The organism is Roseinatronobacter sp. S2 (genome assembly GCF_029581395.1).
Taxonomy (GTDB): domain Bacteria; phylum Pseudomonadota; class Alphaproteobacteria; order Rhodobacterales; family Rhodobacteraceae; genus Roseinatronobacter.
On the sequence record NZ_CP121113.1, the window covers coordinates 3,283,891 to 3,310,555 of the forward strand.

Here is a 26,665-nt window from a genome sequence, read left to right on the forward strand (position 1 = left end):
TGACCGGCCCTAGAAACAGACCCTGCCGCACCGGAATGCAGCAGGGAATAGGGGTTACTTACGACTTTAGCGCTGCAGGCGCCCGTCGCTGTCCCAGCTGTAGCCAGCCGCTTCAAGTTCGGCGCGCGCGGCGTCCATATCGTATTCAAACCGTTCGACAAACGGGTTGTGCCAGAACGCATTGACGGGGGCGACCACTGTTGTGCCAACCTCGCCACGACCGTCCAGCAACACATTGACCATCCGCTCGCGGTCCATCGCCATGGTCAGCGCGCGACGCACGGCGCGATCATCGAATGGCTCGCGGCGGGTGTTATAGGTCATGTGGAAATAGCCAAAGTCGGGCACAGATACGACCGTCAGATCGTCATTGCCTTCGGCAAGCGGGATCTGCCCCGGCTCCATCCGCCAGGCGGTCATGTCAATCTGGCCGGTTTGCAGCGCGGTAAACACGCCTTCGGCATCGGCATAGATCACAAACTCCACCCCATCCACGGCAATTTCATCGGCGTGGAAATGGTCGCGGTTGGTGGTCAGCGACATGAATTCGCCGCGATCATAGCGGTCAAAAGCAAAAGGACCGGACCCGACAGTCGGGATTTCCTCGGGCGTCAGATCTTGCGGGTTTTCGATTTCCGACCAGATATGCGCAGGCAGGATCGGGATCTGGCTAAGCGTGATCGTGGCAAAAGGCGCGGACGGTTCCGACAGGTTGAAACGCACTGTCAGATCACCTGTCACCTCGACCGATTCAACAGGGGCGAGATAGGAATTGAAATAGCTATACTCGCTGTCCATGTAATAGTTAAAGGTAAAGGCAATATCCTCGGCGGTCAGCGGCGCGCCATCATGGAAGGTCATGCCTTCGCGCAGGGTGACATCAATGGTGACATCATCCACCGCATCGACGCTTGACGCCGCCCATGGCACAGGCTCCACATCCGGCGACAAGCGCACCAGACGGTCATAATACATGCGCATCCACTTCCAGCCCCAAACGCTGGTCGAGGCAAGCGGGTTCACATTGTCCGGCTCTTGCGGGCCACCGATGCGCAGCGTAGTGCGATCGCCCACAGGCTGAGCTTCCATCGGCACCCATTCAGAATACAGCCCTTCGCCCGCCATGGCGTTCATATTGGTGAACTGGGTGTTGTTATAGGCCACCACTTCGTCGCGGTGAAACAGCACCACAACCGGCACATCGCCCATATACAGATCCTGCATTTCATGGACGATATCGCGGCGCGCGTCGATGTCGAATTCGGCACCCTGCGCGTCATAAAGCGCGTCATAGTCGGGGTTCGCATAACCGCCGGGGTTGTTGGCGCCCAGATCGGCCTGTCGGCTGTCCAGCGTACCAAGGAAGAATTGCGGGTCCAGACGGTCCACGCGGCCTGACCAGCCCAGAATTGTCGCGTCGAAATCCTGTTCGGAATAGAACCGGTCCAGCAATGTGCTGAACTCCATCGGGCGCACGGACACATCCAGCCCCAGTTCGCGCCATGCTTCCGCGACGATGAACGCCCCTTCATAGCGGATCGGGTCATAGGATTCCGTCGTGGTCAGGATCTCCACCGAAGCGACGTGTTCCTGTGAGATGCCAGGCGCTGCAAACCCGGCCATTGCCAGCATCGATGTGCCGGCCAACATGAATTTCCGTGTCACAAGTTTCTCCCCGTTGTTGTTAGTTTTTTTATATCGCTGCATGCACGCAACGATTCATGTTGTAAGGGTATTACGCATGTTCACGATTGGTCAACCCTGCGACAGGCATTCTGGTCATGCAAAATCCGCGTGCTTGCGGGTCGCGCGAACCATAGGGTATCCCCTTTCGCACGGGGAGGGCAAAATCCGCGCGCGTTCGGGTCGCGCCCACCAAAGGGGCAACCGCACACAGAAACGGGTTGCCTGGTGCAAGCCACCGGAAACCTAATATGCCTTGCCACGCGCCGAAACCGGCCAGACCACTTCGACCTTGCCGCCGCGCACGCCTACATACCAGTCATGGATATTGGCAGTGGGGTCGCAGTGGCCGGGCACCAGACGCAGCTTTTCGCCCACGTTCAAAACGCCCGCCGGGTCCGCAATCTCGCCATGTTCATCGGTGCAATTGACATATTGCACATCATCGCGGCCAAAAATCACGGGCAGCCCACTGTCTGTGGATTGCACCTTCAGGCCCGCATCGCAGATTGCCTTGTCGGGTTTTGCGTGGCTCATCACCTGCGTCAGGATGAAGAGGGCGTTCTTCCATTCGCCCTGATCAATCCGCGTGCCACTTCTGTCAAGGACGCGACCATAATCGGCATCCATAAACGCATAGGAGCCACATTGAAGCTCGTTATAGACATCCGAGCGCGACTCGAAATAATAGCTACCCGTGCCGCCGCCAGACACAAGTTCAGGCGTCAGCCCGCTTGCTGTCAGTGCGGCAATCGCGTCGCGGACCATGGCAATGGCCGTGTCCAGCCTGGCCTTGCGCGTGTCATAGTCCCTTATGTGTTGCATCGCGCCCTGATAGGCCTGAAGCCCGCCAAATTTCAGCCCCGCAGCCGCGTCAATGGCTTTGGCAATGCCCACAACCGTGTCGCACCCGATGACACCACAGCGGCCCGCCCCCACATCCATTTCGATCAGGCACTCGATGGTCGTGCCATGGGTTTGCGCGGCTTTCGAAAGATCCGCCACATTGGCGATGTCATCTATACACACAAGAATGCGCGCACCCAGCTTGGGCAGGCGGGCAAGGCGGTCAATCTTGACCAGATCACGCACCTGATTTGAAATCAGGATGTCGCGGATCCCGCCGCGGGCGAACACCTCTGCCTCGCTGACCTTCTGGCAGCAAACGCCAACCGCGCCCCCCAGTTTTTCCTGCAACTTGGCGATATCGACAGATTTGTGCATCTTGCCATGCACACGGTGGCGCATGCCATGGGCCTTGGCGTAATCACCCATTTTCGAGATGTTATATTCCAACGCGTCAAGATCCAGCACAAGGCATGGTGTCTGGATGTCGGCCGCATCCATGCCGGGTTTGGCGGGAATGTCGAAGCCCACCTCATAGGCGTCAAAATCAGTCTGGCTGTTCATCAAGATAATCCCTCCGCGCGCTTCGCACCGATCAAGCGTGTGTCTTTTTGCCCTTATCTGCCAGTTTGCGCCGCAGAATATCAAGCGCGGCAGTCGTGCCATCAACAACCGGCAAGTCCACATGCGGTGCAAAATCCTGCGCCAGACCGGCCAAAGGGCCACCGCCCAGAACAATGCTGTCAATCCCGCCAGCCTTGGCGCGGTGCTGGCACAGCTCCAGCAAGGGTTGCGCCAGTTCATGATGTATATGGCCGGGGTCGGACCAGACACTGTGTTCCAGCACCGTGACATCGGCCAGATGATCCAGCAAACCGTAATGGGCGACGATTGCACGCAAGGACGCCTGCACGCTGGGGCTGAAGGACACAATGGCAAAACGCGGACCATGCGCCAGCGCCTGCATCAGGGCCGAATGCGCAATCCCCACCACCGGCTTGCCGGTCCGCGCGCGCACCTGATCAAGGCCGGTATCCCCGAAGGATGCCAGCACAATGCCATCCATCCCGTCCTGATGCTGGTCCACCGCCGCCAGAACCCCTTGCATGGCATGCGCGCTGTCAGCGGGTGTAACAATCAGGTCGGGTCCGAACGCGGCCGGCACCGTGCGGACCACATCCCCCGGCAGCGCCGCCGCGCGTGCAGCCAAATCGATGCGCCGCGTCACACCAACCGAGGTGTTCGGATTTACAACAAGCACCCGCATCGCGCTACAACAACACCGATGGCAGCCAAAGCACAATAGCGGGGAATATATTGACCAGCGCCAGCGCAATCAGCATCGCGCCGATAAACCACATCATGGACGGGATGATCTGGGCCAGCGATATGCGCGCAATCGCACAGGTGATCAGCACGACAGACGCCACAGGCGGCGTTTGTTGCCCGATCCCCAGATTGATGGTGACGATCAGCCCGAAATGCACCCGATCAATTCCCAACTGGTCGGCCAGCGGCAAAAAGATCGGCACCAGCATCAGAATGGCGGGCGTGCCGTGCACGATGGTTCCGGCCAGCAGGAAAAACACGTTGATGGCCAGCAGCACAACCCAGTAATTTTCAGATATTCCAAGGATCGCGTTGGCAATGTCTTGCGGGATGCGCTGATTGGTCAGATACCAGCCCAGCAATGTCGACGTCGCCACAATGAACATCAGCATGGCACTGCGTTTTCCCGCAATGCGCAGCGTGTCCAGAAATGCACGCAGTGTGACTGTCCTGTAAAGCAACGCCGCCATGACAATGGACCACAGCGCGGCCACGGCCCCTGCTTCCGTTGCCGTGAAAACACCGCCCAGAATGCCCACCAGAATGAGTATTGGCAGGGTCAGCGGCAGTGCCGCATCCTTGCCGGTGGACGCAACCCGCGCCCATGAAAACGCGCCTTCGGTGGGGTAGCCGCGTTTTACGGAAATGAAATAGGCAGTCATGATCAGCAAAAAGCACACCAGAAACCCCGGCAGGATACCCGCCGCAAAAAGCTGCGCGATCGAGGCATTGGCAACATAGGCATACAGGATAAGGTTCAGGCTGGGTGGCACAATAATCGCCATGGTCGCCGAGGTGGATGTGACGGCAGCCGCAAAAGCCGCCGGATAGCCGCGCTTTTTCATCTGCGGGATCATGACTGACCCAATGGCGGCAGCGTCGGATGTCGCAGTCCCAGAGATTTCCGAGAAAAACAGTGATGTCAGAATGTTCACATGCGCCAGACCGCCGCGAATATGCCCGACCAGCGAGGATGCAAAGGCAATCAGCTTCTCTGCAATCTTGCCCTGATTCATGATCTCACCCGCGATCATGAACAAAAGCGCCGCAACCAGCAGGTAGTTATTTGCCCCGCCAAACGGGATCAACCCGATGATCTGGGGCACAACGGCGGGGTCCAGCATGATCATGATCGATGCGGTCACGCCAAGCACGAATGCAATCGGCATGCCCATCATCAACAAACCGATCAGCAGGATAAGAATGATATAGCCGGGATCAAGAAACATCAGTCTTCACTTTGCGTCATAAGGTCATTGGGGGTGATCCGGTTGGTCATCAGGCCCGCAAGCCGGACCAGACAGATCAACACGATCAGCGCGCCGCCCAGCGGCATTGCGCCGCGAAACAGCATGATGGGCATATCCACAGAAATCAGCTGACGGGCACCAAAGCTGAGCGCCGCCTTGCCGCCATACCAGGCCAGCACGCCCCCAAGCCACGCCATCAGCAACAGGTTCACCCCCATGACCAACCTTTGCATCAGTTCCGGCAGGCTGCGCACCACACTGTCAAATCCCAGATGTTCATTGGTGCGCGTCAGATAGGCCGCGCCGATAAAGGTCAGCGCGGCCAGCATATGTGCAGGCAATTCTTCGCCCCACGATACGGACGAATTCAATATGAAGCGCGAATAGACCGCGTAGTTCAGCAAAACCAGAAGTGCCCCGGCCATGAAGATGACAAAGGCGTCCAGCACCCATTGCAACGCTGCGTCCAGACGCAGAACAAGTTTTTCAATCATCCCCATGGCCATGGTCCGTTATTCGATGCCAAGTGCGGCAAGGGTCGCGGAAACCATGTCCGCGCCTGCCACATCAACAAATGTCGGGCTTTCATAAAGCGGTTGCGCGGCGGCCTGAAACGCTGCGAAGTCGACCTCGTTTATGGCGATCTTGTCGGCCAGATCGGCCACTACACTTGCGTCTGTTTCATCACCCCAATCGAAGGTCCAAGATGCCATATCGGCGGCAATTTCCAGCAATGCATCGCGTGTATCGTCGTCAAGGCTGGCAAGGAAAGGTTCACCGAACAGCAGGAATGTGGGCAGATAGACATGATTGGACATCGACATGTAACCCTGCACTTCATACAGGCGCGCCGAGTCGGTGATCTGTGCGGGGTTTTCCTGCCCGTCGACAACACCCTGATCCAGCGCGGAATACACTTCGCCAAAGGACAGCGGCGTTGCATTCGCGCCAAGCGTATTGAACATCTCGACACGCTGGCGGCTGGTGGGGGTGCGGATTTTCAGCCCGACCAGATCATCCGGTGTCACGATGGGGCGCACGGAATTGGTGATCACCCGAAACCCGTTATCCCAAAGTGCGGCCAACTGCATGCCCGCACCGGCAAACCCTTCGGCCAGCATGTCGCCTGCGGGGCTGGCGGCAAAAGTCTGGACTGCGGCGCGGTCGGCAAACAGATAGGGCAGATCGAAAATCGCGGCCCGCGGGTTGATCTGCACCACAGCGGATGCGGACAGCGATGCGTGATGCGTGCCAAAGCCCAGACCCTGCAACACGTCTTCTTCAGACCCCAGCGTATTGCCCATGAAAATCTGGACATCAATCTGGTCTGACAGCGCCGCGTCCACGCGTTTGGCATATTCGGTCAGGAAAACATGGGCAAATGACCCATCCGGCAAGGACGAGTTGATCTGCAAGATAGTGGGGTTTGCGAATGCGGTTGCGGGCAGTGACAACGCAAAGGCAGTGGCAAGCAAAACAGGGCGAATGGTCATGGCAGTGATCCTTTGTTCAATGATGAAGGCGGCGTTTCAGGTAATGATAAAATTTTTGCACCGTTTGCGCATTTTTGAAAAATCATTTTCCTGACCGCGCGTGATAAATCCCTGCTCTGGCGGGCTTGTGTCCAGTTTGCGCGCAATACGCATAATTTTTCGCCAGTTTTGAGTCTGGCAGTCTGCCGTCGGGCTGCGACTCAGGCTGGGCAAGGCAGCGGCAGGGCCGTCTGGATTGCCTGCGCCAATCCCAGCAGCTGCGGTTCGCAATAGCGTTTGCCAATCAGTTGCAACCCCACCGGCAACCCGTTCGCATCCAGCCCCACAGGAACAGAAACAGCCGGAAACCCTGTCAGCGTAATCAGGTATGTCTGCGCCAGCCAATCCACATAATTCGTCAGCGCGCGCCCGTTGATCTGGTCGGGATAGCTGACATCAACAGGAAACGGCGGGACGGGGGCTGTCGGGGTGGCAATCACATCGCATGTGTCAAATTCCGCCAGCAGGCGCAGCCAGGCGCGCTTTTGCTGTGCGCGGGCTTGCGCGATTTGCAGTGACGATATCTTTAGCCCCGCTTCGATATTCTTGCGCAAGGACGGGTTCAGAACATCCAGCCGGTCCAGATAAGGGGCGTAGTTGCACACCATCCATTGCCCGCGCAGCACCTGATAGGCAGCGTTGCTGTCGGCCAGCGACAGTTTGCTGCCCTGGATTGCCACACCCAGACCGGCGATTTGCGACAGCGCTTTTTCACATGTCTGCGCCACACCTGCGTCAATTCCCATACCGGCAATGTCGGGGGCATAGCCAAACCGCAGCCCGCGCGCATCAAAGCGGCCCACCCAGTTTGCCAGATCCAGCGGTGCCACCTGCCAGTCAGGACGGGCAGAAATGGGCGACATATCATCCACCCCCACAATCGCGCCCAACATCAGCGCCACATCCTGCGCGCTGCGCGCCATCGGCCCGTTGACGCGCCCCACATCCCACGGCTGTTCAACCGGATCACTGGCGACCAGCCCTGCCGTCGGGCGCAACCCCACCAGCCCGCAAAAGCTGGCTGGAATGCGCAGCGAGCCGCCAAAATCGGTCCCTTCCGCCAATGGCACCATATGCGACGCCAGCGCCGCCGCCCCCCCACCGGTGGACCCGCCAACCGTGCGTGTCATGTCCCAAGGGTTTCGTGTCGCGCCAAACAACGCGTTCGTCGTATTGGCACCTGCGGCAAATTCCGGCGTGTTGGTTTTGCCCATCACAATCGCGCCTGCCGCTTTCAGCCTGCGCACCACGGCGGCATCCTTGCGGGGAATATTGTCTGCCAGCAATTTCGACCCGAATGTGGTGCGTATGCCCGCAGTCTCGGTCACATCCTTTATGCCGACAGGCAATCCGGCCAACGGCCCCCACTCATCGCGCGCCGTCTGATCCAGCTTGCGCGCCTGATCCAGCGCCTGATCTGCGCAAAGCGTTACAAAGGCATTTATCCGGGGATTGCGCGCCGCGATCTGGTCAAGATGCGCCTGCACCACGTCGTGACAGCAGAAGTCACCCCGCCCAAGCCCCGCTTTGATCGCAACCGCACTTAGTGCAATAATTTCCACCATGAGTATTCCTTTCGGCCCGTTTCTTAGGCAGTCGGCTATGTAAAATATATTATTGCAGTAAATTTCTGTGAAAAACATATTTCATGCCTTGAGGTGTGAAAACCCGCGACATAGCCTGACTGAAAGCTGAATTTTCAGCCGCTTTGCGCAAAAAAGAGGTGCTTATGTCCCCTTCCACCCCGCCCCCGTCAAAGTCCCCCTCGCACTCCCTGTCGGTGCGCATGTTCGATCAGCTTGCACAGGAAACCGCCGATTCCCCGGGTGTCACGCGCGCATCATTCGGGCCGGGCGAAGCGTTCGCGCACCAGTTGGCGGCAAGCGTCGCGCGCGATCTGGGGCTGGCGGTCACTGTCGATATTGCAGGCAATCAATACATGACATGGGCCGGGCGCGACCGCAGCGCACCGCGCATCATTGTGGGGTCGCATATGGACAGTGTTCGTCATGGCGGCAACTATGATGGCGCTGCGGGTGTCGTGGCCGGATTGTCCGCCATTGCCGATTTGCAGGCGCAGGGCTTTGCACCCGCATGCGATATTGTCGTCATGGCAATCCGCGCAGAAGAACTGGTCTGGTTCCCCACCCCCTATTGCGGCAGCCGGATGGCCTTTGGCCTGCTGGACCCGTCGGAATATGACAGCGTCACGCGGTCAGATACCGGCCGGTCCCTTGCCGATCACATGCGTGACGAAGGGTGCGACCCTGACGCGCTGCGTGCGGGCGCGCGACCACTGGACCCTGCCACAATACGCCACTTTATCGAAGTGCATATCGAACAGGGCGTAACACTGGACATGCAGGACATTCCCGTCGGCGTGGTCAATGGCATACGCGGCAATCTGCGCTACAGACATGGCCGCATCACCGGAAAATACGCGCATGCAGGCGCGCTGGCGCGCGAGTATCGCCATGATGCCGTGTTGGCAGGCGCGGAATTTGTGCAGGTACTGGAACGCAAATGGGATGATCTGACAGCACAGGGCGACGATTTCGTGGCCACTATGGGCGAATTCTGGACCAACCCCGACATGCACGGCATGACCAAGGTACCGGGCTGCGTGCAATTCACCATGGACCTGCGCAGCCTGTCCAATGACGTGCTGATGCAGGTCGATGCCTATTTGCGCGACATGGCGCAGGCCATTGGCGACCGCCGCAGGGTGACAATCGATATGGGCGCATACACGAACGCCCCCCCCCGCAATCATCGACCCTGCCCTTGTTGCGCGGTTTGAAGCGGTCGCGCGCAGGCTGGACATTCCCACACTGACGCTGCCTTCCGGCGCGGGCCATGATTGCGCGACATTTTCCTGGCAAGGCGTGTCGTCCGGCATGCTGTTCATCCGCAACCAGAATGGCAGTCATAACCCGGACGAGGCCATGCGCATGTCCGATTTCGACAAGGCCGTGCAGGTGCTGGCCGCAACCTTGTGCGAGCTTGCCTGATTATTGAAAGGATACCCCATGCCGCAGAATATCCATGCAATCCGCATTCATGAAAATGGCGGACCAGAGGTGTTGCAATGGGAACGGGTCATATTGCCCGACCCCGCCCCGGACGAGGTGCAGTTGCGTCACCACGCAATCGGCCTGAATTTTCTGGAGGTCAATTTCCGTGCCGGTTTCTACAAAACCGCCATGCCCTATATTCCCGGCAATGAAGGGGCCGGCGTTGTCACGGCACTGGGACATGCTGTGACGGGGTTGAAAGTGGGCGACCGTGTGGCCTATGCGGGGCCGCTGGGGTCCTATGCTGAAATGCGCAACATCAAGGCGGATCAGCTTATCCCCTTGCCGGATGGTGTGGATTTCCAGACCGCCGCCGCGCTGATGTTCAAAGGGCTGACGGCGCGGTATCTGTTGCGCGACACTTTTGCCATCCAGCCGGGCCATGTGGTCCTGTATCATGCGGCTGCGGGTGGTTTGGGGCTGATCTTTTGCCAATGGGCGGCATCGCTTGGCGCAACCGTCATCGGCACCGTCGGGTCAGACGCGAAAATCCCGCTGGCGCAGGCGCATGGCTGCACGCATGTCATTAATTACCGCACGCAGGACTTCGCCGCGCGGGTCCGCGACCTGACAGGCGGCCAAGGGGTTGATGTGGTCTATGACGCCGTGGGCAAGGACACGTTTTCGGGGTCACTGGATTGCCTGAAAACACGCGGGCTGTGGGTGTCGTTCGGGCGGGCATCCGGCGCACCGCCAGCCGTTGAAATGGCCACACTGGCTGCGAAAGGGTCGCTTTATGCGACGCGGCCCACGCTGTTTCACCACATCGCCACGCCTGAGCAACGCCACATCGCGGCGGCTGATCTGTTTTCAGCGCTTCAATCCGGGGCGATCCGTGTTGAGGTTAACCAGAAATACCCGCTGCAACAGGCGGCCGCAGCACATACCGATATGGAAGCGCGCGTGACCACCGGCGCATCTGTTCTGGTTCCCTGACGCATGATCCGTTCAGGGTTGATGCATCGTGATTATGGGTGTTGGTGGCCTGTTGCTGCCCTTCGCGCGGGGACCAAGCCCGCGCTATCGGTGGGCCGGGGTCTGCCGATCCAACGTTATAAGAATGCAGTTTATGCAGGCTGCATACTCCCAAAATCAAAGGCTTGAACTGTCATCAGCCAAATCGGCAGGCCGCGGGACGGCCCACCGATGGCGCGGCGGCCTGCGGCCTTTGCTCCGCGCCTTGGACATTCCCAACGACAGCAAAAGATCAGAATTAACCGGCCTTGCGGTGCCATCTGACACGACACCGCCGCAAAGCGTCATGCGCAAAAGGGGGAACCGGTTTTGCGCTTCCCGGGCATGCGTATCAACAGATTAGTGTGCGTTGCGTTAACGCAAATGAACGTGGCACATTAGACTTCATCAAGGGCGTTGTGGATGGCCTCGATGGTGCTCATTCTGCGGCGTCCGGCGACACCCGAAAGTTCGATCACGCGCGTCGCGATTATATGGCACAGCGTCAACACAGCCGCATGATTGAACAACGGGCCGGGGGACGCGGTTTCGCACATGAACCGCCATGTGAAGGGCAGTTCCGGCAGGGCGTTTGTGTCGTGAATATACGCAACACTCGCGCCGCTTTTCACAACCTGCTCCATCACTTGTGGCAGGCTGCTGACCGACCGGCGCAGACCGAATGCAATGACACAATCCTTGGCTGAAATAGCCGAGACTGCCTCGCCCAGTGTTTCACTGTTGGACGGGATCACGGAAATCTGCGGGATCACCTGAAACATCTGCAAGCCCAGATACTGCGCAAAAGTCGCGCTGCGGCGCATGCCCAGCAACCAGACCCGCCGCGCCCCGATGATCTGACGCGCCAGCGCATCAATTTCAGCTTCGGCAACAAGTTGAAATGTTTGCTCGATATCGGACTGCGCGCGCAGCACATGGGCCGCGATGAAATCCTTTTTTCCGGGCGTTCCCGGGGCCACACGAAACAACGATGCGCCTGCCTGCTTGTTGTCGCGGACATGCTGGCGGGCCTCTTCAAAATTGGTATAGCCCACCTTGCGCACAAAGCGTGTCACAGTCGCGTTGGACACATTCGCCAGCCGCGCCAGTTCTGTCGCGGAATAGCTGGCCAGTTCACCCGGAAAATTCAGCACCAGTTCGGCCAGCCGTTTTTCACTGGGATGCATGATCGGCAAGGCGTCGCGCACGCGTGTGGTGAACAACGGGGTATTTTTCTGTTGCATAACTCTGGTCCGCTTTCCGGCAATTTTATGAAACTGCAATCCTTGCGTTCCGCGTCCACATTAAGCGTATGCGGCGCGTAAATCGAACCATTTTTCGGGGCTTTGCGCCACAAAGTGGCTGCGCGCGGGCAAATCGGCAGGCTTGGTGCATAACGTCTGGCCCTTGCCCATTATCGCACCGGAAAGACCATACTGTCCTTGACGGTCCCATAGGCGAAACTTGTATCGATCGAACCTATACCCCCAAGGCGGTGCAGCCGGTTTCGGATGAAATTTTCATAGGTTTCAAGCGATTCCACCGCAACGCGCAGCTGATAATCCGTCTGGCCGGTCATCACATGACATTCCAGAACCTCATCCATGCGCATCACTTCGCGCTCGAATGCCTGAACCGCGTCCCCGTCATGACGTTCCAGCCGGACGCGCACAAACGCGGTAACGGGCAGCCCATAGGCTTTGGCATCCACCCGCGCGGCATAGCCCTGAATGACACCAGCTTTTTCCAGATTGCGCAAGCGCCGCAAGCATGGCGATGGTGACAGATTGACGCTTACCGCCAGATCCTGATTTGACATGCGCCCGTCACGTTGCAAAGCGCGGATAATCTGGCGGTCTTTTTCGTCCATTCTGCGCCCCATATTGGCAAATTCTGCCAATTCAGTATCAATAAATGGCACAATACGCAATTTCCAAGACAGCTATCCCCATTATCCTGTCCCAAACAGGAGAGTTGACATGACCCATGACAAAGGCTTTGCCACCCGCGCCATCCATCTTGGCTACAACCCGCTGGACCACGAAGGCGCGCTGACCCCACCGTTGCACCTGACATCAACCTTCGCCTTTGAAACCGCCCAGGCGGGGGGCGAAATCTTTGCCGGTGAGCGTGCAGGGCATGTCTATTCGCGCATATCAAACCCGACGCTGGATTTGCTGGAACGCCGCATGGCCGCCCTTGAAGGGGCAGAGGCGGGGCTGGCGCTGGCATCGGGTATGGGCGCGGTATCATCGGTGCTGTGGACGCTGCTGTCGCCCGGCGACGAAGTGATCGTCGACAAGACGCTTTATGGCTGCACCTTTTCGTTCATGCATCACGGGCTGCGCAAATTCGGCATCACGATCACGCATGTGGACATGACAGACCCCGCCAATCTGGCGGCTGCGATGACGGACCGCACACGCGTGGTCTATTTTGAAACACCCGCCAACCCCAACATGCGACTGGTAGACATTGCCGCCGTGTCTGAAGTCGCCCATGCGGGCGGGGCGCAGGTGATCGTGGACAACACCTATGCCACCCCATATCTGACCCGCCCCATCGCATTGGGGGCCGATCTGGTCGTGCATTCGGCCACGAAATACCTGGGCGGGCATGGTGATCTGGTGGCCGGTATCGTGGTCGGACGCGCCGAGCAGGTCAGCGAAATCCGGCTGGTGGGTATGAAGGATATGACCGGCGCGGTGATGGCCCCTTTTAATGCAATGCTGGTGCTGCGCGGATTGAAAACGCTGGCCTTGCGAATGGAACGGCATTGCGCATCAGCGCAAGTGGTAGCTGACTGGCTGGACGCGCATCCTGATGTCAGCAAGGTCCACTATCCGGGGCTGAAAAGTTTCGGACAACACGCGCTGGCCTGCCGGCAGATGGCACAGCCCGGCGCGATGATCGCATTCGAATTGACAGGCGGGCTGGATGCAGGGCGGCGCATGATGAACAATCTGCGCATGATCGCGCGTGCCGTGTCGCTGGGGGATGCGGAAACGCTGATCCAGCATCCGGCATCGATGACCCATTCCACCTATACAGCGGAAGAACGCGCAACCCATGGCATCAGCGACGGGTTGATACGCCTGTCGGTCGGGCTGGAAGATGTGTCCGACATACTGGACGATCTGGACACCGCGCTTGCCCCCGAACACGCAGCGCGCATAGCCTGACCTGATCCCCCCGCCAATCCCATCCGCCCCACGGTAGACGGGATCGACACAGGCGGGCATCATGGACGTGGATGATGTGAAACTCCCGCCTGTGGTCAGCACTTTTATCATGCCGCGCACGTCACTCCTATTGGTAGCTCAAGCCATGACCATACGGAAACAGCGTGTCGCCTTCGGGGTAGCCGGGCGCATCGGAATGGTTGTTGATCACCGCATCAAGGTTTTCAGCCAGCGCGAAGGGCATGCGCCCCACAGGCGCAAAACCACCTGTCAGCACATCCATCAGCGCCGCATCATTCACACCGAAGGTTGCCAGCAGCGCACCCGCGTCGCGCAAGCCGCTTTCGGCATCAATGACATAGGGATTGCGGAAATCGATGGCAAGAATGGTGCGGTCCGCACCCACTTCGTCCATGACCGCCTGAAGGGTGTCCAGCGTGGGGAAAATGTCCCATGACTGCGCAGCCGCCATGGCGGTGAAGGACAGCGCATCGGTTTCCCAAGGGAATGCCCCCCCGAACAACAGGCCCAAAGCGGGGGCCTGCGGCCCGCCCAACTGGCCATCATCGGCGCAAACCGGATTAAGGTCAGGCACAACATTGCAAGGGTCTTCGGCGCCCCAGACATTACCTGTGCGAGGGTTCAGATGCACCGGGTTCGCGCCGGTTTCAGCATCGTTGGAGCGGTAACCGCTGGTGCCGGTATTGCGCACATAGACCCTGATCACCGCAGCGTCATACCCCTGTGCGGACGGGCGTTCGGCATCTGCGCCGGCAGTGCCATCGGTGACCGACAGGCCCAGCCCTTCGATGATCGCGGCATCGGTGTTCAGCGCATAAATCCTGGCATCCGGGGAAAGCGGCAACACTCCGTCATTTTGTAACAGCACGACCGACTGGCGCTGCACCTCGGCCGCCTTTGCAAGATGATCCGGGTTTGCAACGATCTGACGAACGGCTGCGGCATCCACATAGGGGTTTTCAAACAATCCCAGCGCGAACTGTTCGGACAACAAACGCCCCGCAGCTTCGGTAATGCGGTTCTCGCTTACCAGATCCTCCGCGACCAGACCCAGAATTTCATCAACATTGGAAAAGCCCGACAGCACGTCATTTCCGCTGTTGATGGCCAACGCCACGCGTTCAGCCACAGTGGCGTCTTCCTTGCCCCATGCCCGCGCCTGAATGATGCCCGTGTCCGAATTCACATAGCCCTGAAAGCCCAGCTGTTCGCGCAACAGCCAGTTGACGGTCTGCGACGAGAAGGAAAATCCCACCGCTTCCAGCCCTTCCCCGTCATAGGTCACATCAACGGGAATGCCATAATACGGCATGACCGCGCCCAGACCGGCATCGATGGCGCGGCGGAATGGTGCCAGATGGTCCTCAAACGCGCCGGAGTGATAGACCTGTCGCTGTCCGAAGGAATAATGCGGGTCAAGCCCCTGTTCCTGCGGCCCGCCACCGGGAAAGTGTTTCAACGTCAGCGCAACGGCAGTTTGCGGCCCGACTGGCCCGCCCTGCAACCCCGAAATCAGCCCCTCGATGATATCACCGGTCAGGGTGCTGTTTTCGCCAAAGGTTTCATGCACGCGGTACCAACGCGGTTCCGTCGCCAGATCGGCCATATAGCCATACATCCCGCGAATGCCCAAGGCGCGCCATTCCGCCGACATCACATCGGTCAGGGCAGTCACCGGTTCCAGCCCGCCGGTTCCCAGAACCGCCGCCGCAATTCCCAACTCCTTGGGAAAGGCCGTCATCGCGCCTGCGCCCCCGCCAATCCCGAAACGGGGGTCGGTTTCAAGATGGTTGCGCGCATTATCCTTGAACAGCACTGGAATACCCAGTGGCCGCGCCTCGGCCATTTCCTGCACATCATTGGCAAAACCCGCCAGTTGTTCCGCCGTGACAGCGAAGCCGCCACGCGGCGCGCGCCCTTCGCACGGTGCGGCGGTTTCAGCCACGGTGTTGCGCAAAATGAACCGTGTCATGTGATGGACATTCAGAAACTCATCTGCGGGCGTGCCGTCAGCCGTGCCTTCACAGCCTGCGGCCAGCGTGTCGATCAGCAGCATGCCCGCGCGCTCTTCCAGCGACATCCGCGCCAGCAAATCCGCCACACGCTCGGCCACCGGCAATCGCCAGTCTTCATAAGGGTCCAGCGTGCCGTTGCCGTTGGCATCGCGGAATTGCAGGCCGTCCTGTTCGATCACAGCTTTGGCGCGGGTCGCAATTTCGGGCTGCTGCATGTCCTGTGCAGCAGCGCCCTGCACCATCCCCGCGACAAGCGCGGTGGTGGCAAGAAGTGTGGTTTTCAAAATGATCTCCTCCGGTTTCATTCGAACTATCGTCCGGCGACTGACACGTTTCCACAGGGTCAACGTTCAACGGCGCACGATGATAACCTTGCAGGGCAGTCCCGCCACATTGAAGCCGCGGGCGGTGCCATTTGGCAGGTCTTTGAGACGGGTGAGCATGACCATGGTTCAGTCTGCTTTCGGCCCGCCGGTGGGCGCCCATTTCTTGCGCCATTGCATGAGGAAGGCCTGCGAGGCTTCTGGTCCCATGGGGGCTTCGCGCGGGGCCCAGTCATCGTCATGAATGTCCATATCGGCGTCGAATTCCACGTTGCAGCCAAGCGGGCTTTTGAAATACCAAAACCAGTTCGACCCGAATTTGTGCCGCCCCGGTCCCCAGAACGACTCGAACCCCTGCTCCATCATGCGGCTGCCTGCGACCATCAATTCGGTCGGTCCCCCCATATGGAAGGCCAGATGTTCGCAGCCCTGCATATAGGGCGGTGTGCGGATGAAGAAATGCGTGTGGTGGTCGGGGTTGGCCTGCGGGCGCAGGAAGGGGCCTGCGCCGGTCAGCGTGTCGGTGATGCGAAACCCCAGCCGGTCGCGGTAGAACGCCACCGCACCGTCGATATCGGGCACGAACAGCACGATATGCGACAGGGTGCGGGGTTTGGCGGGCATGCTTTCGGACACGCCAATTTCATTGGGCTTGCGGCCATAATCGCCGGGTGCGTTGACCTTCTCGGCGGGCATGTCCGGCGTGGTGCGGGTGCTTATGCGGAAGGACAGCGCGAACCCCTGATCGTCGTGGCAGCGCAGCGATCCGTCGGCCAGCCGCAGCACCTGCCGGTCACGGCCCAGTTCCGCCGCGACCGCGTCCAGTGCGGCCTGATCCACCACGCCCAGCACCTGCAGGCGCAGCATGTTGCCGGTCTTCAGCGCGGGCGGCAGCGACGGGTCGTCGCGGCGGCGGATTTCAAGGCCGGTGCCATCGAGCGACATGAAACAGCCGCCCCGTTCGGGGCGTAGTCCTGCGCCTCCAGCCCGTAGGCGGTCAGGAATTCATGGCAGGCGGGCACGTCGTCCACGCCAAAGACCAGAAGGTCGGGTCCGATGATCTGCATGGTGTCTTCCTTGTGTTCAGGCGGTGTGTTCAGGCGGTTCGGCCGCCAAGGGTTTCGGCGGCGAAATCGCAGATGCAATCCAGCACGGGGCCGGAATTATCGACGCTGGAATGCATCACGCCGCCGGTGCGTTCATCAAAGATGACCAGTTCGCGGCGCGGGCTGTTGAGCAGTTGATCAAAGGTGCGATGCGCCCATTTCAGCGGGATCTGGGTGTCATGTTTGCCATGCGTGACCAGATAGGGCACACGGATGCGGTCCAGCACGCCGTCCAGATGCATATGTTCGGCGCGCGCCATGAAATCATCAATGTCTTTCGCGCCGAACACCCAGGCGGCATGCGCCCAGTAATGCGGGACGGGGGAAATCGCCTTCGCGTTCCAGACGGCGTTTTTGCACATCGCGCCAGTCATGGTTTGCCCCCCAGCTGATGCCGCAGGCAAAGCGCGGCTCGAACGCGACGGCGCGCGGGGCGTAATACCCGCCCAGCGACACCCCTTCGATACCGATGCGGGCGGCGTCCACATCGGCGCGCGCGGCCAGCCAGTCATAGACGGGGGTGGCCCAATGCTCGGCATCGTGGCGCGCGGTCAGGTTTTGCAGGCGCAGCGCCTCGCCGGTGCCGGGCTGGTCCAGCACCAGGGACGCGATGCCGCGTTTGGCCAGAAGTCCGGGCAGTTGCGCCATGTAGCGCATTTCCTTGGTGCTGTCGAAACCGTTGACCTGTATCAAGACCGGCTGCGGGCCAGTGACCCCTTCGGCGGGCATGAAAATCCCCGACAGATGCTTGCCCTGATAGGGGATTTCCACACGATACGCACCGCCGCGCCCCAGCGAGAGCGCCTGATAGAAGGTTGCCAGATGGTGGCGATACAGCGCCAGCCGCCCGTCCGATCCATGCGCCTGCATCCGCTCGGCGATGATCAGGTAATTGGCCGCGCGCATCAGCTTGGTGCTGGCCGACAGCGTGCGCCCGCGCGCCAGATCATCCTGTGCCAGCCCTTCCAGCCGGTTGGCCATCTTCTCCCAGCTTTCGCGGAAGGCGCGCGTGCCATCGGCATCGGGGGCTTTCGCGGCCTCGGTCAGGGGCGCGCACATCTCGGCGATCTCGCCCATCCGGCCGCCCATTTCGATGGCCAGATTGACCGACAGGTCCCAGACATAATTGGTTGGAAAGTATCTGAACATTTGCGTCCTTTCAGTCATTGAGAAGTGCCACCGCCCGGCACCAGCCCGCGCTGGCGCGGGCGACCTTGACGGGGAAACAGGCCACGGTGAAACCGTGGGCGGGAAGTTCATGCAGATTGGTCAGTTTCTCGATATGGCAGTAGCCGATCTCGGCGCCGGCCTTGTGCCCTTCCCAGAACAGGCTGGCATCACCGGTGGCGCGGATGCGTTGCAATGTGGCCCCGAAAGGCGCGTCCCATGACCAGCCGTCAATGCCTGTGACGCGCACGCCGCGGCGCGTCAGATACAGCGTGGCCTCGCGGCCCATGCCGCAGCCGCGCGCCAGAAAATCGGGCTGGCCATAGGCGGCACCGGCGGATGTGTTGACCAGCACGATGTCATAGGGGCGCAGGCTGTGGCCGATGCGGTCCAACTCGCTCTCGACCTCGGCGGCGGTGACCACATGACCATCGGGCAGATGGCGGAAATCCAGCTTCACGCCGGGGCGGAGCACCAGTCCAGCGGCACCTCGTCAATGGTGATGGCGCGTTTGCCGCCATCCATGGTGGGGTGATAGTGCCATGGCGCGTCCAGATGGGTGCCGTTATGGGTGGTGATGCGGCAACGCTCGGAGGCGGCGCCCTTGCCATCGGGAAACTGCGCGCGCTCCAGTCCTGTCATGGCCTCGAACTCGGCCGCGCCGGTGTCGTGGTCATGATAGTCGATCTCGGGCAGCAGGCCCGGCGGGTCAGAGGGGATGCCGGTTTCCAGCGGCACGGACAGGTCGATGATTCTGGCATTTTACACCTTGCTAAATTTGTGCGGCTAGATTTGCGCGGCTACATTTGTGATGGCAGCCACAGCACCAGCGCCGGAAACAGCACCAGCACCGCAAGCCGCAGGAAATCGGACAGCACGAAGGGCAGCGCCCCTTTGAACACTGTGCCCAGCGGCACATCCGGCTGGACCGAGCGGATAACGAACAGATTGACCCCGAAAGGCGGCGTGATCAGGCCGGTTTCCACCACCACCAGCATGATGATGCCCCACCAGATCAGGTCATAGCCCATGCCAAGGATCAGCGGCGTGACGATGGGGACCGTGATGATCATGATGGCGAAACTGTCCATCACTGACCCAAGCAGCAGATACATCACCAGCAAAATTGCGATGATCAGCAGCGGTGTGACATCCAGTGCGCCGACCATCCGCGTCAGTGTCTCGGGCAGCTGGCTGGCCCCCACGAAGAAAGAAAACACCAATGCGCCGAAGATCAGCATATAGATCATGGCGGTGATCGCAGTGGTCTCGCCCATCACCGACAGAATTTCACGCCGGTTCAGCTTGCCGCGCCACAGCGCCATGACAAACGCCCCGATGGCACCGACCGCTGCGGATTCCGTGGCCGTGAACACGCCTGCATAAAGCCCCCCGATGACGGTGCCGAACAGCACGCTGACGGGACCGGCCTTGGCAAATGCTGCGCGCAATTCGCCCGGCGGGCCGGGTTGGGGCAAGGGCGCGGCGCCGGGGGTCATGCGCACGACCAGTGCGATTGTGCCCATATACAACGCCGCTGCCATCAGGCCGGGAATGACTGCGGCGACAAACAGCTGGCCGATGCTGGCTTCCGTCAGCAGGGCAAACAGGATGATCGGCGCGGATGGCGGGATCAGCGCGCCCAGCGTGCCGCCCGCCGCAACGGTCCCTGATGCCAGCGCGGGGGAATAGCCTGCCGCGCGCATCTGCGGCAGCGAAATCCGCCCGAATGTGGCAACTGTGGCCAGCGATGATCCGGTGACCGCGCCAAAGCCCGCACAGCCCCCGACCGTGGCCAGCGCCAGCCCGCCGCGAAAGCGCCCCAGACCCGCGCGCGCCAGACGGTACACATCATCCGACAGGCCCGCGACCATGGCAAAACTGCCCATCAGCAAAAACAGCGGCAGCGCGGCCACTTGCGGATTTGTCACAAACCCCACCGTTTCCGATGACAGCACCGACCATGCCGGCCGCCAGTTCAGAAACAGCGCGGTGCCCACCAGCCCCATCACCCCCATCACCGCCGAGACCGGAAACAACAACAGCAGCGCCGCCCAAAGCAACGCAAACCCCACCCCGACAGAGGCAAGCGGGGCGCTGGTCACCACGCGCGACATGCCGCGAAAATCCCCCCAGCCCCACCACACAAGCCATGCCACCGCCACAGCCGTGCCCAGCAGCAGCCCCCAGACCAGCGGATGCGTGCGCCCGCCGCTGGCCGCATCACAGGCAGCGTCACAGGCAGAATCATCGCCCGCGTTCCCGGCAGGCGCGCGCAGCGCCATGCGGCGCAAATCCAGCGCGCAGATCACCGCCTGCACAGCCACAGTGGCCCAAAGCAGGACCCCCACCGCGCGCACAAACTGGCCCACCGGCCAGCCCAGAATGGTTGTCGTCCGCCCCCCCGAAATCAGCCGCCCCGAATAGGCGTAAACCTCGCGGGCCAGCAGCGTCACAAACAGCAAAAGCAGCACTGACCCCAGAAAATCCATCATGCGCCGCACCCGCGGCCCCATCATACCCCCCAGCAGGTCGATGCGCAGATGCACCCGTTGCGCAGTGGCCGCAGGCAGCGTCGCGGCAATGGCCACGGCAAACAGCATGCCGGTTATTTCGTTCATCGCCGCCAGACCGCCCAGACCCGACCAGCGCAGCCCGACCGCAATCACAGTGATGGCCGCCACCGCAAGCATGCCCAGAACCCCCGCGAAGGCCAGCGGGCGGGTGACGCGGTGCAGCACGACATCAATCACCGGCTTGCGCGGCAGGATATCTGTTTGCGGATGTGGCATGGGCAGTCCTCGCTGCTCCGCAGGGCAGACCGGCCCTGCGGAAGTGGCTTCGGAATTCGGAGGCGCGCCCGCATCTCGGGGGCGCATATCGGGGGGGCGCGCGGGGTCAGTCTGTGGCCGCGTCTTCCAGCAATCGGGTAAAGCGCTCCAGCAGGGCCGCGCCGCCTTCGGTGCGCGCCAGCCAGCTTTCGGTCACCGGCGCCAGCCGCGTTTCCCATTGCGCGGCCTGCTGCGGGTCGGGCGCGGCCAGCACATGCCCGTCCATGCCGGAAATGCGCGTGCGGATCGCGTCATTCTGGGCATCAAAGAACCGGCCCAGAATGCGTGTCTGATCTTCGCCGGAATGGCGCATGATGACCTCGCGCGCCTCTGGCGGCAGTTCCTCCCAGATGTCGCGGTTCATGAACACCATGCCGATGGCCGTGCCGATCGGCGCCTCGATATGGTAGCTGGTCACCTCCTCCATGCGGAAGGGGGAAGGCGGTCCAGGGCACGAACCGGCCATCGGCGGTGCCGCGCTGGATGGCCTCATAGGCGTCGGCGGGGTTGATGGATTGCGGCAACCCGCCAAGCGCCTGAATGACCTGCGAATTGGTCTGCGAGCCCGCGATCACCCGCGCGCCTGCCAGATCGTCCAGCGATGCCAGCGGCGCCGACAGATGCACGCCCGATTGCGGAAAGGCCGTCAGAAACAGCGGCACAATGTCATGATATTCGGCGTCCAGATGCCCCTCGGCATACAGCCGCCAGAACGCGACAGAGGCCGTCTCGGCATCATCGCTCAGCAATGGCAGCTCCACCATGCCGGTCAGCGGAAAACGCCCGCCAATCGTGGTCATGATGCCCCAGGTGATCGGCACCACGCCGTCCTTGACGCGGTCATAGAAATTGGCCGGGCTGGCCATCGTGAAGCCGTGGCGGACGTCAATTTCAACAACACCCGCGCCATCCTCATTGATGCGCGCGGCCCAATCGTTGAAAATCTCAGTCGAAATCGGCCCTTCCGACGGGCTGGCCGTGGCGAAAATCAGATGCTCCTGCGCAGCGGCAGGACCACAAAACACAGCAAACGCAACCGCAAATGCAGGCAAATAACGGGACATGGCTTCCTCCTCCATAGCGCCGTAACCAGCGCACATAAAAGAAGTAGCAAACCTGTTTATATTTTAAAAATCGAAACTTCAGATGTAACATATCGGAAATAACAATACATACAAAACCACACAAACAAACAACAAAGGAATACAATATGAGATTCAATGGCTTCGACCGCAGGCTGAAGAATGCCGGTCGGCACCGGCGACCTTCGCGCAGGTGACCCGGATCACAGGCAATGCTTGTCACAGGCGGTCGCATGCCCAGCTTTTATGGGCCATTTCCCGAATGACCGCCACTTCAGCATCCTCCACCGGCACTGCCATGGCTGTTTCCAACCCGTCATCATGAAATATGTATAGCCGCGATGTGAACTGCGCGAAGGGCAACGATGCCTCGCCCAGACGTTCGCCATTTCCATGCGTGGACACAACGATGCCATGACCCCAATCCTGCCCGCTGTCATTGTTGGGGTTGAAAAAATACACACGCATCATGCCGGACTGGTCAAGGGCCACCCGAATGATTGAAATCGCGTGCCAGCCTACGAACGTGCCCTGACTGTCGGTGACAGCGATCCCGGCAGGCTGGGGGTGGATGACGGGTTCATTGCCATTATGCAACGGGTGATAGGCGATGTGGAAATCACGGATGAACTGGTCATATGCGTGAAGCTTTCCAGTCATCACATCCACCGCGATGTGAAATTCGCGCCCGACCCACCAGCCGTGCAATTCCGGGTTTATCCAGCGATGCGGGTCTTCGCCACGCCCCAGCACACGCCGCCCCATTTCGGCATAAATGCGGTCCAGATGCGGGACCAGAACCGCCGAGACCGGATCGGCGTCCAGTGGTGTGTGAAGGGCCAGCCCGGCAGGCAATGTGCCCGAATCCAGCGGCTGCCCTTCGAAATGCATGATGATGCGATCATTGGACGTTGCCTGCGCCAGTTGCCAAAGCAGATAATCAGGATCGTTCAAGGCCCACATGGACAAGGCGCGCGCAGACTGGCAGGTCGGGTTATTGCCCTGCCCTATGCCCAGTGGCTGCCCCAGCAACATCATCACGCCTGCAACCAGCCGCTGGTGCGGTGTGGGGTCTGTCCCGAATGCCGCGATCAGACCTGCTTCGCAATCGGGTGTCAGCTTTGCCCCCAGAAGCCGCCACAACGACGGGGCAATCGGCGGTGAATACAAAATACCGCGCTCCAGCATCAGCGCGATGCCCAACACGGCCTGCGCGGTTCCCGGCCGCACCGCAACATCAATCAGTTGTTGAACAAGCGCCTGATAGCAGCGCAACGCATCAAGGCCCGTGCTGCTAAGGCCCAGGGCATCGGCCAGCAAATGCCCCTGACCCGTTTCCATGACAAAGCGCAGAAAATCGGCGTGATAATCCGACACCAGCCCGGTGTCGTGCATGGCGCGGGCCATGCCGGTGGCTTCGGCTTGCAGGCTGCCGGTATCTGCCGCGTTCAGGCGGTCGCGATATACCGCCAGCCCCGGATCTTCGCGGCACAGGTCGGTCGGGCCGAACAGCGCGCTGATCAGCCTGTCAGCGCCCAGCCGGGTATCGCTTGCGCGAAAACTCTGGCCGTCGCCATTCATTGCAATCGCAATTTGCAGGATCATCGACTTCACATGATCCACCTGAATGGGGCGCTGGCGCATGATGCGCCACACCTCGTCCACCAGTTGGCCAAGGATACCTTCGGTGCCGACCTTATCCAGAATATGTTTCAGCAACTGGTCCACCGCCGCATCCAGTTCGCCCGCTGACACCCGCGCCGCTTCGTGATGTGCCCCAAGAATGCGGTCAAGGTTCAGGGCCAGAACCTGCGTCAGGAAATGGCGCGCATGTTCAACGGGCAATCTTGGCTGTGAATGCACGCCACGCACCACGGCCAGAAACCGCAGCAGGTTGACGCATTCCAGCGCGACCGTCCGAAGTTCTGTCGATTTCAGGGTATTGCCCACCATACCCGGAACCAGACTGGACGGGACGGCCCAGTCTGTTCCCGCAAAAATGCCGGCTTGTTCCAACGCCTCGACACGGGCTTCGAGTGCGGCCAGCCCGCCGGGGTGTTTCAACAGGCGCTTGACAGTATCCAGCATGCGCCCCTGATAGGTCGCCTTGCCCGCAGAGGATGCACTGGCAAGCTGCGACAGCACATGATCGAAGCTGCGCAAAATCGGCTTGATCGTCTCATCCAGAGGGCTTGTGTTCATTTATGCGTGTCCCGCTTCTTGCGCTTATGCGCCCTGTTATGTCGGTGTCGAGTCTTGCGCCTATGGGCTATGAATACAACCCTGCGCGGCGGTCAAAGGTGGCGACCGATCATGGTGATCTGCCGTGCTGAATGGAAAACGGGCTGTTCAGGGCGGCAGATACACCGCCTGATCAGCCCGTTTTCCTGGCCTCTGGCGAAATTCCGGCGAGGGCATCCAGAAGCGGTGTCATGTCGGATGGAACCGCAAGGCTGGTTGGTTCTGGCCTTTTGTGGACGTTCGCGCTTGGATACAGCCCGCGCCATCGGTGGGCCGGGGTCTGCCGATCCGGCGTTCGTGAAGTTCACTTTATGCAGGCTGCATACTCCCAAGATCATAGGCTTGGACGGCCATCAGCCAAATCGGCAGGCCGCGGGACGGCCCACCGATGGCGCGGCGGCCTGCGGCCTTTGCTCCGCGCCTTGGGGCATTCCCAATGACCGCAAAAGGCCAAAACCTCCCAACCGCGGGTTTCAACCTGATCCGCCTACGCCCTAGATGTAGAAATCCAGTTCTTCCTGCGCCTTGAGCAAATCACGCAAACGATGCGGATCTTCGCCAAAGAAATAGATCAGCCCCCAATGCGTGCCAAAAGCGGACCGTTTGGTCACCTTGGATTCCATCGGCGGCGCAAGTTCGTGAAACTCGAAATACGGGTCATTTTCGGTTTCCGGCGGGATGCTCAATTCGCTGACAACGCGGCGGCGGGGGTAGACCCCGAAACAGCCTGCATGGCCCAACGCATCCTTTACTGGTGTGGGGAAGAACGCGTCTAGTTCTTCTTGCGTCGCTTTCGGATCGAACGCCAGCACAAGGCCCTGATAGGCGTTAAAGCCGTATGCGCGTTCCATCAACTCAAATGCATTAAAACCCGGCGGGCGATAGGCCACTTCGCCGAAATACATCGTGCCATCATTGGTCACGAAGTATTCGGGGTGGATGAACCCGAAATCAATGTCGAACACTTCGATCAGCTTCTCGATCTGCTCGGTGATCTTGGCGCGGTATTTTTCCAGCTCGGGTGTGGCGGGCACAAAAACCGAATACCCAAGCGTCACATATTCCGAGATGTTCAGAAACTGGATTTTGCGGTCCTTGATCCACGCCTCGACCGCGAATTCCCAGCCATCCAGATGCGATTCCAGCAGTGCCGGAAATTCATCATCCGCAATCGCGGCCACATCATCGGGTGAACGGATGACACGGTGCCCAAGGCAGCCTGCCTTGTCGAATGCCTTGAAGTGGATCGGGTCATTCGGGTCACCGTCCAGCTTCAGCAATGTCTGATTGACGCGTTTCAGAAAGCGGATCACATCGGACTGGTCCATCGCCTCTTCAAAAATACCCACGCGGATACCGCCAAGCTGCGCGCGCCGCTTCATCAGCGATTTGTCGCGGAACAGCATCGACTGGCTTAGCAGGCGCGGGTTGCCCAGCAACACCGAATTAATGGCCCCTGCCCATTCAACCGTTTCTTCAAACAACGGGATCGCAACATCAACGCCCATATCCTTGAGCGTGGTCGCCAGTTCATGGGACCGGTCGTTCAGACGCTCGAAATCCCAGCTGACATGCGGGATATTGTGCTGCTTTGCGTATTCTTCTGCCCATTGGGGCGCAACGATAACATAGCGGCGGTCAAATTTTTCCAAAGCATCAATGCATCTTAAGCTCCATCCCAAGACGGCAATATAACCTTTTTCTGGGTCCTCGGTCTGCATACGTACTCCTTTAGTTATCGGGCCTGTTCTGCCTGTATGGCCAGAACTACCCTTCAGATATAGTTCGATAACACAAACTATAAAGGAATGACACCAAGCTGCAAAAATAGATTTATTTTCAATAATTATTGCTATTTTATACCATCAATACATATTAAGTGCAAAAATTTACTTCGATATACGAAATTATTAGCCATACGCGCTGCGCCTGTGGGGCACATGCCGGAAAACGGGCGCATCTGCACAAGGATGCCGCGCACACCCTGTGCGCCGGCCCCGCGCCGCCCGCGACAAAACCCGCGGGCGAC

Annotated in this window: 23 protein-coding genes and 1 pseudogene; 4 read left to right on the forward strand and 20 right to left on the reverse strand. The window is 60.0% G+C overall.

Going from position 1 to position 26,665, the window contains the following annotated elements; all coding sequences use genetic code 11:
- Positions 1–66: 66 nt before the first annotated feature.
- The 7 genes from P8S53_RS15805 to P8S53_RS15835 all read right to left on the reverse strand — a co-directional run bounded on the left by P8S53_RS15805 (position 67) and on the right by P8S53_RS15835 (position 8,205).
- Complete coding sequence (locus P8S53_RS15805; RefSeq protein WP_277804939.1) at positions 67–1,665, reverse strand: ABC transporter substrate-binding protein; 1,599 nt, start codon at positions 1,663–1,665, stop codon at positions 67–69.
- Positions 1,666–1,929: 264 nt separating this feature from the next.
- Complete coding sequence (gene bhcC, locus P8S53_RS15810) at positions 1,930–3,093, reverse strand: 3-hydroxy-D-aspartate aldolase BhcC (RefSeq protein ID WP_277804940.1); 1,164 nt, start codon at positions 3,091–3,093, stop codon at positions 1,930–1,932.
- 31 nt (positions 3,094–3,124) lie between these two features.
- Positions 3,125–3,790: an aspartate/glutamate racemase family protein gene (locus P8S53_RS15815; protein ID WP_277804941.1), complete on the reverse strand. Its 666-nt coding sequence runs from the start codon at positions 3,788–3,790 to the stop codon at positions 3,125–3,127.
- Between the two features lie 10 nt (positions 3,791–3,800).
- Complete coding sequence (locus P8S53_RS15820) at positions 3,801–5,087, reverse strand: TRAP transporter large permease (protein WP_277804942.1); 1,287 nt, start codon at positions 5,085–5,087, stop codon at positions 3,801–3,803.
- The gene (locus P8S53_RS15825) at positions 5,087–5,608 is read right to left on the reverse strand and encodes a TRAP transporter small permease (RefSeq protein ID WP_277804943.1); all 522 of its coding nucleotides are present in this window, start codon (positions 5,606–5,608) and stop codon (positions 5,087–5,089) included. The genes P8S53_RS15820 and P8S53_RS15825 overlap by 1 nt, the downstream gene beginning before the upstream one ends.
- Positions 5,609–5,620: 12 nt before the next feature.
- Positions 5,621–6,601, reverse strand: coding sequence for a TRAP transporter substrate-binding protein (locus P8S53_RS15830; RefSeq protein ID WP_277804944.1), 981 nt, complete (start codon positions 6,599–6,601; stop codon positions 5,621–5,623).
- Positions 6,602–6,801: 200 nt separating this feature from the next.
- Positions 6,802–8,205, reverse strand: coding sequence for an amidase (locus P8S53_RS15835; RefSeq protein WP_277804945.1), 1,404 nt, complete (start codon positions 8,203–8,205; stop codon positions 6,802–6,804).
- Between the two features lie 164 nt (positions 8,206–8,369).
- Here P8S53_RS15835 and P8S53_RS15840 point away from each other — a divergent pair, with 164 nt between their 5' ends.
- The 3 genes from P8S53_RS15840 to P8S53_RS15850 are packed head-to-tail and all read left to right on the forward strand — an operon-like array spanning position 8,370 to position 10,650.
- On the forward strand, positions 8,370–9,440 hold the full coding sequence (locus P8S53_RS15840) for a M20/M25/M40 family metallo-hydrolase (protein WP_277804946.1): 1,071 nt from the start codon (positions 8,370–8,372) through the stop codon (positions 9,438–9,440).
- Positions 9,412–9,651, forward strand: coding sequence for a M20/M25/M40 family metallo-hydrolase (locus P8S53_RS15845; protein ID WP_277806722.1), 240 nt, complete (start codon positions 9,412–9,414; stop codon positions 9,649–9,651). Before P8S53_RS15840 ends, P8S53_RS15845 begins: the two co-directional genes overlap by 29 nt.
- Positions 9,652–9,669: 18 nt before the next feature.
- Positions 9,670–10,650, forward strand: a complete 981-nt coding sequence (locus P8S53_RS15850; protein WP_277804947.1) for a quinone oxidoreductase — start codon at positions 9,670–9,672, stop codon at positions 10,648–10,650.
- A 416-nt stretch (positions 10,651–11,066) separates the two neighbouring features.
- Here the strand turns inward: P8S53_RS15850 and P8S53_RS15855 are convergent, their stop codons facing one another.
- Both P8S53_RS15855 and P8S53_RS15860 read right to left on the reverse strand, forming a co-directional pair.
- On the reverse strand, positions 11,067–11,912 hold the full coding sequence (locus P8S53_RS15855) for a MurR/RpiR family transcriptional regulator (protein WP_277804948.1): 846 nt from the start codon (positions 11,910–11,912) through the stop codon (positions 11,067–11,069).
- Positions 11,913–12,082: 170 nt separating this feature from the next.
- A complete protein-coding gene (locus P8S53_RS15860; protein ID WP_277804949.1) occupies positions 12,083–12,538 on the reverse strand; it encodes an Lrp/AsnC family transcriptional regulator in 456 nt (151 codons plus the stop codon).
- Between the two features lie 109 nt (positions 12,539–12,647).
- Between P8S53_RS15860 and P8S53_RS15865 the strand changes: the two genes are divergently transcribed.
- Complete coding sequence (locus P8S53_RS15865) at positions 12,648–13,850, forward strand: methionine gamma-lyase (RefSeq protein ID WP_277804950.1); 1,203 nt, start codon at positions 12,648–12,650, stop codon at positions 13,848–13,850.
- Between the two features lie 127 nt (positions 13,851–13,977).
- On the opposite strand, the gene P8S53_RS15870 is transcribed toward P8S53_RS15865, so the two are convergent.
- From P8S53_RS15870 to P8S53_RS15925, 11 genes and pseudogenes are all read right to left on the reverse strand, one after another.
- Positions 13,978–16,170: a glycoside hydrolase family 3 N-terminal domain-containing protein gene (locus tag P8S53_RS15870; RefSeq protein ID WP_277804951.1), complete on the reverse strand. Its 2,193-nt coding sequence runs from the start codon at positions 16,168–16,170 to the stop codon at positions 13,978–13,980.
- A 168-nt stretch (positions 16,171–16,338) separates the two neighbouring features.
- A complete protein-coding gene (locus tag P8S53_RS15875; protein WP_277804952.1) occupies positions 16,339–17,154 on the reverse strand; it encodes a VOC family protein in 816 nt (271 codons plus the stop codon).
- Entirely contained in the window at positions 17,088–17,276 is a 189-nt protein-coding gene (locus P8S53_RS15880; RefSeq protein ID WP_277804953.1) for a hypothetical protein, read from the reverse strand. The genes P8S53_RS15875 and P8S53_RS15880 overlap by 67 nt, the downstream gene beginning before the upstream one ends.
- A gap of 29 nt (positions 17,277–17,305) precedes the next feature.
- Positions 17,306–17,575, reverse strand: coding sequence for a hypothetical protein (locus tag P8S53_RS15885; RefSeq protein WP_277804954.1), 270 nt, complete (start codon positions 17,573–17,575; stop codon positions 17,306–17,308).
- 7 nt (positions 17,576–17,582) lie between these two features.
- Positions 17,583–18,464 carry a prolyl oligopeptidase family serine peptidase gene (locus tag P8S53_RS15890; RefSeq protein ID WP_277804955.1) on the reverse strand — a complete coding sequence of 294 codons (882 nt, stop codon included), beginning with the start codon at positions 18,462–18,464 and terminating at the stop codon, positions 17,583–17,585.
- A gap of 10 nt (positions 18,465–18,474) precedes the next feature.
- A pseudogene (locus P8S53_RS21450) lies at positions 18,475–19,220 on the reverse strand (cyclase family protein).
- A 62-nt stretch (positions 19,221–19,282) separates the two neighbouring features.
- Positions 19,283–21,274: a TRAP transporter large permease subunit gene (locus P8S53_RS15905; RefSeq protein WP_277804958.1), complete on the reverse strand. Its 1,992-nt coding sequence runs from the start codon at positions 21,272–21,274 to the stop codon at positions 19,283–19,285.
- 106 nt (positions 21,275–21,380) lie between these two features.
- Complete coding sequence (locus tag P8S53_RS15910) at positions 21,381–21,686, reverse strand: hypothetical protein (RefSeq protein ID WP_277804959.1); 306 nt, start codon at positions 21,684–21,686, stop codon at positions 21,381–21,383.
- Positions 21,577–22,377, reverse strand: a complete 801-nt coding sequence (locus P8S53_RS15915; protein ID WP_277804960.1) for a hypothetical protein — start codon at positions 22,375–22,377, stop codon at positions 21,577–21,579. Before P8S53_RS15915 ends, P8S53_RS15910 begins: the two co-directional genes overlap by 110 nt.
- 237 nt (positions 22,378–22,614) lie before the next feature.
- Positions 22,615–24,597 (reverse strand): hypothetical protein, encoded by a 1,983-nt coding sequence (locus P8S53_RS15920; RefSeq protein ID WP_277804961.1) that lies wholly within the window; start codon positions 24,595–24,597, stop codon positions 22,615–22,617.
- 533 nt (positions 24,598–25,130) lie between these two features.
- Positions 25,131–26,357 (reverse strand): acetyl-CoA carboxylase biotin carboxylase subunit family protein, encoded by a 1,227-nt coding sequence (locus P8S53_RS15925; RefSeq protein WP_277804962.1) that lies wholly within the window; start codon positions 26,355–26,357, stop codon positions 25,131–25,133.
- Positions 26,358–26,665 lie beyond the last annotated feature (308 nt).

Coding starts and splice junctions, on each gene's coding strand:
- bhcC (WP_277804940.1), bottom strand. CDS start 3,093: ATGAACAGCCAGACTGATTTTGACGCCTATGAGGTGGGCTTCGACATT.
- P8S53_RS15820 (WP_277804942.1), bottom strand. CDS start 5,087: ATGTTTCTTGATCCCGGCTATATCATTCTTATCCTGCTGATCGGTTTG.
- P8S53_RS15825 (WP_277804943.1), bottom strand. CDS start 5,608: ATGGGGATGATTGAAAAACTTGTTCTGCGTCTGGACGCAGCGTTGCAA.
- P8S53_RS15830 (WP_277804944.1), bottom strand. CDS start 6,601: ATGACCATTCGCCCTGTTTTGCTTGCCACTGCCTTTGCGTTGTCACTG.
- P8S53_RS15835 (WP_277804945.1), bottom strand. CDS start 8,205: ATGGTGGAAATTATTGCACTAAGTGCGGTTGCGATCAAAGCGGGGCTT.
- P8S53_RS15840 (WP_277804946.1), top strand. CDS start 8,370: ATGTCCCCTTCCACCCCGCCCCCGTCAAAGTCCCCCTCGCACTCCCTG.
- P8S53_RS15850 (WP_277804947.1), top strand. CDS start 9,670: ATGCCGCAGAATATCCATGCAATCCGCATTCATGAAAATGGCGGACCA.
- P8S53_RS15855 (WP_277804948.1), bottom strand. CDS start 11,912: ATGCAACAGAAAAATACCCCGTTGTTCACCACACGCGTGCGCGACGCC.
- P8S53_RS15860 (WP_277804949.1), bottom strand. CDS start 12,538: ATGGACGAAAAAGACCGCCAGATTATCCGCGCTTTGCAACGTGACGGG.
- P8S53_RS15865 (WP_277804950.1), top strand. CDS start 12,648: ATGACCCATGACAAAGGCTTTGCCACCCGCGCCATCCATCTTGGCTAC.
- P8S53_RS15875 (WP_277804952.1), bottom strand. CDS start 17,154: ATGTCGCTCGATGGCACCGGCCTTGAAATCCGCCGCCGCGACGACCCG.
- P8S53_RS15880 (WP_277804953.1), bottom strand. CDS start 17,276: ATGCAGATCATCGGACCCGACCTTCTGGTCTTTGGCGTGGACGACGTG.
- P8S53_RS15885 (WP_277804954.1), bottom strand. CDS start 17,575: ATGGCGCGCGCCGAACATATGCATCTGGACGGCGTGCTGGACCGCATC.
- P8S53_RS15890 (WP_277804955.1), bottom strand. CDS start 18,464: ATGTTCAGATACTTTCCAACCAATTATGTCTGGGACCTGTCGGTCAAT.
- P8S53_RS15905 (WP_277804958.1), bottom strand. CDS start 21,274: ATGCCACATCCGCAAACAGATATCCTGCCGCGCAAGCCGGTGATTGAT.
- P8S53_RS15910 (WP_277804959.1), bottom strand. CDS start 21,686: ATGGTGTTCATGAACCGCGACATCTGGGAGGAACTGCCGCCAGAGGCG.
- P8S53_RS15915 (WP_277804960.1), bottom strand. CDS start 22,377: ATGTCCCGTTATTTGCCTGCATTTGCGGTTGCGTTTGCTGTGTTTTGT.
- P8S53_RS15920 (WP_277804961.1), bottom strand. CDS start 24,597: ATGAACACAAGCCCTCTGGATGAGACGATCAAGCCGATTTTGCGCAGC.
- P8S53_RS15925 (WP_277804962.1), bottom strand. CDS start 26,357: ATGCAGACCGAGGACCCAGAAAAAGGTTATATTGCCGTCTTGGGATGG.